The sequence below is a fragment of the Microbacterium mcarthurae genome, from assembly GCF_046064585.1.
Taxonomy (GTDB): domain Bacteria; phylum Actinomycetota; class Actinomycetes; order Actinomycetales; family Microbacteriaceae; genus Microbacterium; species Microbacterium mcarthurae.
In genome coordinates this window covers 1,376,231-1,383,745 of sequence record NZ_JAROCE010000001.1, presented here as the reverse complement: position 1 = coordinate 1,383,745, position 7,515 = coordinate 1,376,231, and the positions used below count along the sequence as shown (strand labels likewise).

Here is a 7,515-nt window from a genome sequence, read left to right as displayed (position 1 = left end):
CCAGCTGCGCGCCGCGCACGGCCGCGACGTACCCGCCGGGACCCGCACCAAGAATGACCAGATCGTAATGAGGCATGCGCTCAGCCCTTCGTGTTCGCGGTGGCGGGGGCGACCGTGCGCGGACGGGAGACCCCGCCCTGCAGACGCTCGACGTAGGAGCGGTGGGCGGCGATCTCGGCCGCCACCCGCGCGGCATCCCACCCCAATTCGCGCGCGGCGCGTTCGGCCACGGCGCGCTCGACGTCGGTGCCCAGCGCCGGCTCGAGACCGACGAGTGTGCGCCGGTGCAGGATGTCGACGAGGGTGGCGGCGCCCTCTGCGCGGATTGCATGGGTCACCTCCGCCGCGACAACGGCGCCCCGGCCGTGGCCGAACACCTCTGCTTCCCCGGGGTCGGTCGCCGCGAGGTCGCGAATCGCCGCTGCCCCCGCGCCGTACACATCGACGAGGCGCTCCGCGAGCGCGGGTTCGAAGGGGAGGGTTGCGAGCAGGCTCTGACGCGCCGCCGCGGCTCCCGCCCAGCGCGCAGAGAGTGCGCCGGGAAGCGGCATCCGCGCCGTCCGGGAGGGGGTCAGGCGGCGCCCGAGCTTCCGAGCGATCTTGTCGATGGTCTGCTGTCCGAGGCTGAGGTGCGGGGTCAGCTTGCCGCCGACGATCGTGACGAGACCGGGGGCGTCGTCGTGCGTGAGGATCAGGTGGCTGCGCGGGATGTTGCCGGCCTTGACTCCCGGCCGATAGGGGAGGGGGCGCACTCCCGTGTAGGTGTAGAGCACGTCGTCAGCGGTGAGGTGCGCGCTGGGGATCAGCAGATTCGTCTCGGCGAGGAGATAGGCCACCTCCTCGTCTGTTCCGCGCACCGCCCCCGGGTCCCCGTCGAAGCGGTCGTCGGTGGTGCCGATGAGGTAGCGGCCGTTCCACGGGATGACGAGAATCGCACGATTGTCCGATCGGGCTTCGAAGTAGATGCACGCGTCGGGAGCGCCCGGGAAGGCGTTTACGACGAAGTGCGTGCCCGTCGTGCCGCCGATCTGTCGTGGCATCCCCAGCTTCTGTCCGATCTCATCGACCCAGGGGCCGGCGGCGTTGACGACCGCGCCGGCTCGGATCTCGAACGTCTCGTCGGTGAGAACGTCGCGCGCGGCGACGCCGACGACGCGCGCGCCGTCGCGCAGGACGTCGGATGCCTCGATGTAGGTGCCGATGACGGCGCCGGAGTCGGCGGCCGACAGGGCGGTCTCGATCACCAGGCGCTCGGGGTATGTGACCTGCCCGTCGTAGTACCGCACCGCGCCGGACAGGCGGTCCTTCTCGAGCCCGGGCAGCTCGGTGTCGATGGCCTTGCGGCCGAGGTAGCGGTGTGCGGGCACGGACTTGCGCAGCGACAGCACGTCGTACATGAGCAGTCCGATGCGGAACATCCAGCCCGGGAGGTGGTTGTGTCCGTACAGGGGCACGACGAAGGGGAGCGGCGTGACCAGGTGCGGTGCGATACGGAACAGGCATTCGCGGTCGTGGAGCGACTCGTAGACGAGCGGGATCTCGCCGTGCTCGAGGTAGCGGAGCCCGCCGTGGATGAGGCGGCTGTTCCACGACGACGTGCCCACGGCGAGATCGCCGCGTTCGATCAGGGCGACGGAGAGTCCGCGGGTGGCGGCTTCGCGGGCGATCGCGACACCGTTGATGCCTCCCCCCACGACGAGGACGTCGAACGTCCGGCCGGTCAGCTGCGCGGCATCGGCGCGAGAGAAGCTGGTCATATGTCTCGTTCTCCATTGACGGGGACATGGGCGGTGCCGGTGCACCTAAGATGTATATACAAGAGTACACAACTTCGGTTCGAGCGAGGATGCCGATCCGAACGACAGGAGGTCTGATGTCCCTGCCCGCGACCATGGTCGGATGCAGCCCGAAGAGCTACCTCACCGCCGATACCGCTGAGCGCTGGCTCGACGCCCTCGTCGACGGTCTGAAGCGCACTCCTGAGCAGGGGGAGGGTGTCTTCGTCTGTCTGCCCGCCGCCCTCCTGGCCCGGGGCGTCGAGATGCTCGCGCCGCTCGGCGTCGTCGTCGGCACCCAGGACGTGTCGGCGCACCCCGTCGGGGCCTTCACCGGAGAAGACAACGCGGAGCTGCTGGCGGGACTCGGCGCGCGGCTGGCGATGATCGGGCACCCCGAGCGCGTGCGGTACTTCGGCGAAACCCCCGAGGTGTTCGGGGCCAAGGCGCGCGCCGCAGCGGGCGCGGGCATCGCCCCCGTCCTGATCGTGGGCGAGCCCGAACGCGGTGCCGACCCCGAGCGCATCATCCGGCCGCAGCTGGACGCGGCATTCGGCGAGATCGCCGCAGACGCGCCCGTAGTGGTCGCTTACGAGCCCACGTGGGCGATCGGTGCTGCCGAACCCGCCCCACCGGCCCACGTGGTGGGTGTCGTCGCCCGGCTCCGAGAACTCCTCGCCGATCGCCGCGGCCCGGTGCGGGTGGTCTACGGCGGCAGTGCCGGCCCCGGGACGTACGCGGCGATCGCCGCGGCCGGCCGTGCGGCCGGTGCGCCCAGCGGCATCCCGGACGGAGTCTTCCTCGGCCGCGCGGGAGTGGATGCCGCGGGCTTTCTCGCCACGATCGCCGAGGTGCGATCCACGTGAATGCCGAACGGCGGCCCGGGTGCGTGGCGTCCGGGCCGCCGTCGAGGGAACTCCGGGTCAGATGACGCCCCACGCGTCGATCGCGACCCGGAGTTCGTCTGTGTCCGCCGCGGCCTCCTCGACCGGGACCCCCGCGACGGCGGCGTCGATCGCTTGACGCATCGCTCGGACGCCGGCCGCGGCGCCCCCGGGGTGACCCTGGACGGCGCCTCCGGCACCGAGCACGATGTCGACGCCGAGGTCGGCGACGTAGCGGGCGACCGTGCCGGGGTGCACGCCGCCACCGATGACGGGCATCGTCGGCGCGATGCCGGGCCGGGGGAGGAGCAGCTGGTGCACGGTGCGCTGATAGGGCAGCGAGCGGATCGTCGCACCGCCGTAGGGGGTGCTGACCAGGGCGAGGTCCGCGCCGGCGAGGCGCGGCAACAGGCCCATGGCCAGGGGAGCGCTCATGCCCGTCGACGGTCCTTCGAAGTAGGGGGCCGCGCCCGCGAAGTGCGCGAGGACGGGAACGTCGACGGCCTCGGCCAGGGCCTCGAGCGACCCGTACCCCACCGTGGCGTAGGTCGCCATGACGGCGCGGGCACCGGCGTCCACGGCGCGGCGGGCGGTGTCGATCATGCGATCCGGTCGATCGCTGACGTTGGGGATGTAGATCGTCTCGATGCCGGTCTCCTGCGCGGCTTGCCGTGCGGCTCGAGTGAAAAGGCGCACGCGCTCCACGACGGGCGAGTACTCGGGGTCGGCCGTGAGCTCGTCGTCCTTGATGAGGTCGATGCCCCCGAGGGCGGTCTCGAAGAACACGTCCCGGGCGACAGCGGGCGGCATGCCCGCGCACGGCTTCAGCATGTTGAGCAGAAGCGGCCGGTCGTGGACGCCGGTCAGTCGGCGCAGGCCCTCGACGCCGAAGGCCGGTCCGGAGAACGAACGCGTGAAGGACTCGGGCATTTCGAGGTCGACGAGCTTGGCCTCCACCGACGTCGAGGAGTCGTTGCCGAGCACGGTCGTCAGCAGCATCGGCAGCGAGGCGCCGAAATTGATCGTGGGGACGGCGATGCGCAGGACGTAGCCGATCCGCGCGGGATCGTCGATGCGTGTGGTGTCGGAGGGGGGAAGGCTGTACACGCTCAGCACGCGAGCCTCGTGCCGGGCGCGCATGTCGTCGGTGATCCCGGGAACCGGCAGCCACGTCCCGATGGTCTGACCCACTGCGAAGCGGGTGGCGCGGACGAGAGCGTCGGCGTCGGCCGGGAGTTCGAGCACGTAGGTCGCCACGATGTGGTCGCTGTCGCGCACGGTCTCGGGGAGGGCGAACAGGTCGAGGGGAGTGGGCATGGGGTTCCTTCAGTGTCGGGCTCGGTCCAGCTCGGCGGCGAGCTCTTCCAGGACGACGGCGGCGCCGTCGTCCGCGTGGTGGAGGGTATGGCGTCGGGTGAGTGCTTTGACTTCGTCGCGGGCGTTCGCCATCGCGACCGGGTGGCCGATGCGACTCAGCCAGGGCACGTCGTTGCCCCCGTCGCCGATGCCGAGGACGTGTGCGGGGTCGATCTCCCCCGCGAGCAGATGCTGCAACGCGGCCCACTTGTGGGCGTCCGGTGCGACGAATTCCCAGAACGTGTCCATCGACCGGGCCGCGTCCGGGAGAGCGGTGCGCACCTCGTGCGCGGCGGCGTCGAGGGCCTCCGGTGTCCCGTGCAGCATCATCTTGAGGGTCGTGTCCGGGCGGATGCCGTCGGGGTCGCCGACGCGGATCGCTTCGGGCGACTCTCCGAGCGCGATCAGCTCGTCGGCCGCGGGGCCGTCGGCATCCACCCAGATGGTGTCGCGTTCCCACCACGTCAGGGCCAGTCCCGTGGAGCGGTGAAGCCCGACCGCGGCGGTGACGTCTGCGGCCGACATCGGCGCGACGCGCGTGTCGACGTCGGCCACGGGGTCGAAGGCGACCGAACCGTTGGCTGCGGCTACGCGGTTGCGCAACCCCAGCTCACGCGCCAGGCGCAGGACGCTGCGGCGCGATCGGCCGGTGAGAAGGAAGACCGGGAGCCCCGCGGCGTGCACGGCGGCGATCGCGGCCATCGTGCGCGCGCTCACCGCGTGGTCGGCGCCGGCGATGGTTCCGTCGACGTCGAGGGCGACGGCGTGGACGTCCTGCGGGGTCCCGGTCTCGTGGCCCATCGGGTCAGCTCACCGCCGGGAAGAGCGCGGCCGCGCCCAGGACGAGGGTGGTCACGGGCCAGATCGCCGCGGCCGGCGGGTCGATGTGGGTGTCGCCGTGTGCGAGCCACAGCCGGGCGAAGACCTCGGCGATCCAGGCGCCGAGCACACCGGCCGCGATGCCGATGAGCATGGCCGCCCACGCCTGTCCGCCGACGATCGGGAGGAAGGTGACGGCGGCGACGCCGGCGGGCAGGGTGATGTGGTGTGTCACGGGAACCGGGATGCCGATGGTGAGGAAGATCAGCGAGACGGCGGAGACGGCGAACATGAACGTTGCGGCACTCCCGGCGATCGCGGGAAGCGACTGCGCGATCGTGATGGCGACGAAGGCGCCGAGCCCGCCGACGAAGACGCCGAGGACGGTGTTGGGCACGAAGCGTTCCTGTCCTTCGATCCACCGGCCCTCGTCCGACGGCGAGTACGCGGCCCAGCCGCTGGCGCCGGAGGAGTTGCGAGCGAAGACGCCCTTGCGTCCGAAGACGATCCGGGCGACGAGCGCCGACACGAGGACCGTGACGGCTACGGAGTCCGTGTTCGCCCCGAACCACGGGATGAGCGCGACGAGCTTCTGGAGGAAGTAGCCGAAGACGCCGAACAGGGCGCCCACGAGCAGGACGTCGGGCTGGGCGAACTTCGCCAGGGGCGTGACGATGTCCTTCCCCTGGAGATCGTGCTTGCGAGCCGCGTACGCCGCGGCCGCGACGCCACCGGCGAAGGAGATGTGCGGACCGAACGCCGGTCCGAAGGCGACCGATCCGAGGATCGGCGAGGAGGGATCGGCGATCAGGCTCACGAGCCCGACGAGCACCATGACCCCGGTGAAGATGAACGCCTGCAGGGCGCCGATGGCGGCGCCGAAGAAGCCGCCGGCGGCGGCGGCGAGGATCGAGAAGAGATCGATGTCCATGTGTGTGTCCTTGGCTTCACGTCGTTGTGTGCGCGGATAGGGATAACCTTCGGTCGGGCGCTACCGACCGGATCACAGAGTAGAGATCTGCGACTAACAGGGCAATACTTGACTATACAAGTTCTATCCGAATAACCTCAGCGTGCCGTCGGACGCCCGTGCCCGACGACGCATTCACCTCCAACACGATGAAGTGGGAGTACCCATGGTCAAATACCTGCTGGGAATCGACGAAGGAACCACGAGCGCGCGTGCCTTCGTCATCGACGAGGACACCACCGTCGTCGGCTTCGGTCAGGCCGAACTGACGCAGATCTACCCGCGGCCGGGCTGGATCGAGCATGACCCGATGCAGATCCTGAACACACAGCTCGAGGTCATCCGCGCCGCGCTGCGTGACGCCGGCATCACGCCCGATCAGCTGGCCGGCGTGGGCCTGACCAACCAGCGAGAGACCGGCATCGTGTGGGACAAGGAGACCGGCCGCCCGATCTACAACGCCATTGTCTGGGCTTCACGCCACTCCGTCGACATCGTCCAGGGTTGGGTGGATGCCGGCATCGGCGACCTCATCCAGGAGCGCACCGGCCTCATCCCCGACGCCTACTACACGGCATCCAAGATCCGGTGGATCCTCGACCAGGTGCCGGGAGCGCAGGGGCGGGCCGAGCGCGGCGAGCTGCTCGCCGGGACCGTCGACACGTGGCTCATCTGGAACCTCACGGGGCGGAAGTCGTTCAAGACGGACTACTCCAACGCGTCGCGCACCATGATGATGAACCTCGAGACCCTGCAGTGGGACGAGGAGCTGCTCGGGCACTACAACATTCCGGTCGGCATGCTCGCCGAGATCGTCCCGTCCGACTCGAACTTCGGCACCATCGAGCCGACCTTCGGCGCGCCCGTCGTCATCGGGTCCGACCTCGGCGATCAACAGGCCGGTCTCTTCGGTCAGGCCGCGTTCACCCCGGGTCAGGTCAAGATGACCTACGGCACCGCGGGCGTGCTCAACATCAACTGCGGCAGCACGCCGCGCCGTATCGAGGGCCTCACCCCGAGCCTGGCGTGGGGTGTGCAAGGAACCACGGCGTACGAGGTCGAGGGCGTCCTGTTCGCCATGGGCAAGACCATGCAGTGGCTGCGCGACGACATGCAGCTGATCCACGCCGCCCCCGACAGCGAGTGGTACGCGGGGCAGGTGCCTGACACGCAGGGCGTCTACCTGATCCCGGCCTTCACCGGCCTCGCCGCCCCCACGTGGGATCCGTACGCGCGTGCCGCACTCATCGGCATGAGCAACTCCACCAACCGGCTGCACATCATCCGCGCGGCCGTGGAATCGATGGTGTTCCAGACCCGCGACGTCGTCGAGGCCGCTCTCGCGGGCTCGGACCTGTCGATCCCCGAACTGCGGGTGGACGGCGGTGCGGTGAAGAACAACCTGCTGTGCCAGCTGCAGGCCGACATGCTCGGCGTGCCCGTCATCCGGCCCAAGAACGCCGAGGCGACGATCTTCGGCGCCATGCTGCTGGCGGGTCTGACCACGGGCGTGTACTCCAGCCTCGAAGAGCTCGAGTCCAAGTGGGTGGTTGACCGCGTGTTCGAGCCGCAGATGAGCCGGGACGAGGCCGACGCGCGCTACGCGGGTTGGACCGCCGCCCGCGAGCTGACCAAGGGGTGGACCAAGAAGGTCCAGGTCGCCTGATCCCCCTCCGGGGCACCGGTGCGCGCAGCGCACCGGTGCTCCGCC

Annotated in this window: 6 protein-coding genes; 2 read left to right on the top strand and 4 right to left on the bottom strand. The window is 70.1% G+C overall.

Translation table 11 applies throughout. From position 1 onward, the window contains the following. Positions 1-80: 80 nt before the first annotated feature. On the bottom strand, positions 81-1,757 hold the full coding sequence (locus tag P5G46_RS06705; protein ID WP_408905260.1) for a glycerol-3-phosphate dehydrogenase/oxidase: 1,677 nt from the start codon (positions 1,755-1,757) through the stop codon (positions 81-83). A 116-nt stretch (positions 1,758-1,873) separates the two neighbouring features. On the opposite strand from P5G46_RS06705, the gene P5G46_RS06700 reads away from it, so the two are divergent. Continuing rightward, positions 1,874-2,641, top strand: a complete 768-nt coding sequence (locus tag P5G46_RS06700) for a triose-phosphate isomerase family protein (protein WP_408905259.1) — start codon at positions 1,874-1,876, stop codon at positions 2,639-2,641. A gap of 57 nt (positions 2,642-2,698) precedes the next feature. Here the strand turns inward: P5G46_RS06700 and P5G46_RS06695 are convergent, their stop codons facing one another. The 3 genes from P5G46_RS06695 to P5G46_RS06685 are packed head-to-tail and all read right to left on the bottom strand — an operon-like array spanning position 2,699 to position 5,765. Next, on the bottom strand, positions 2,699-3,976 hold the full coding sequence (locus tag P5G46_RS06695) for a RuBisCO large subunit C-terminal-like domain-containing protein (protein ID WP_408905258.1): 1,278 nt from the start codon (positions 3,974-3,976) through the stop codon (positions 2,699-2,701). A 9-nt stretch (positions 3,977-3,985) separates the two neighbouring features. Then, complete coding sequence (locus tag P5G46_RS06690; protein WP_408905257.1) at positions 3,986-4,816, bottom strand: HAD family hydrolase; 831 nt, start codon at positions 4,814-4,816, stop codon at positions 3,986-3,988. A gap of 4 nt (positions 4,817-4,820) precedes the next feature. Continuing rightward, entirely contained in the window at positions 4,821-5,765 is a 945-nt protein-coding gene (locus tag P5G46_RS06685) for a DUF7973 family transport facilitator (protein ID WP_239276861.1), read from the bottom strand. A gap of 205 nt (positions 5,766-5,970) precedes the next feature. On the opposite strand from P5G46_RS06685, the gene P5G46_RS06680 reads away from it, so the two are divergent. Continuing rightward, positions 5,971-7,470 (top strand): FGGY family carbohydrate kinase, encoded by a 1,500-nt coding sequence (locus P5G46_RS06680; RefSeq protein WP_408905256.1) that lies wholly within the window; start codon positions 5,971-5,973, stop codon positions 7,468-7,470. Positions 7,471-7,515 lie beyond the last annotated feature (45 nt).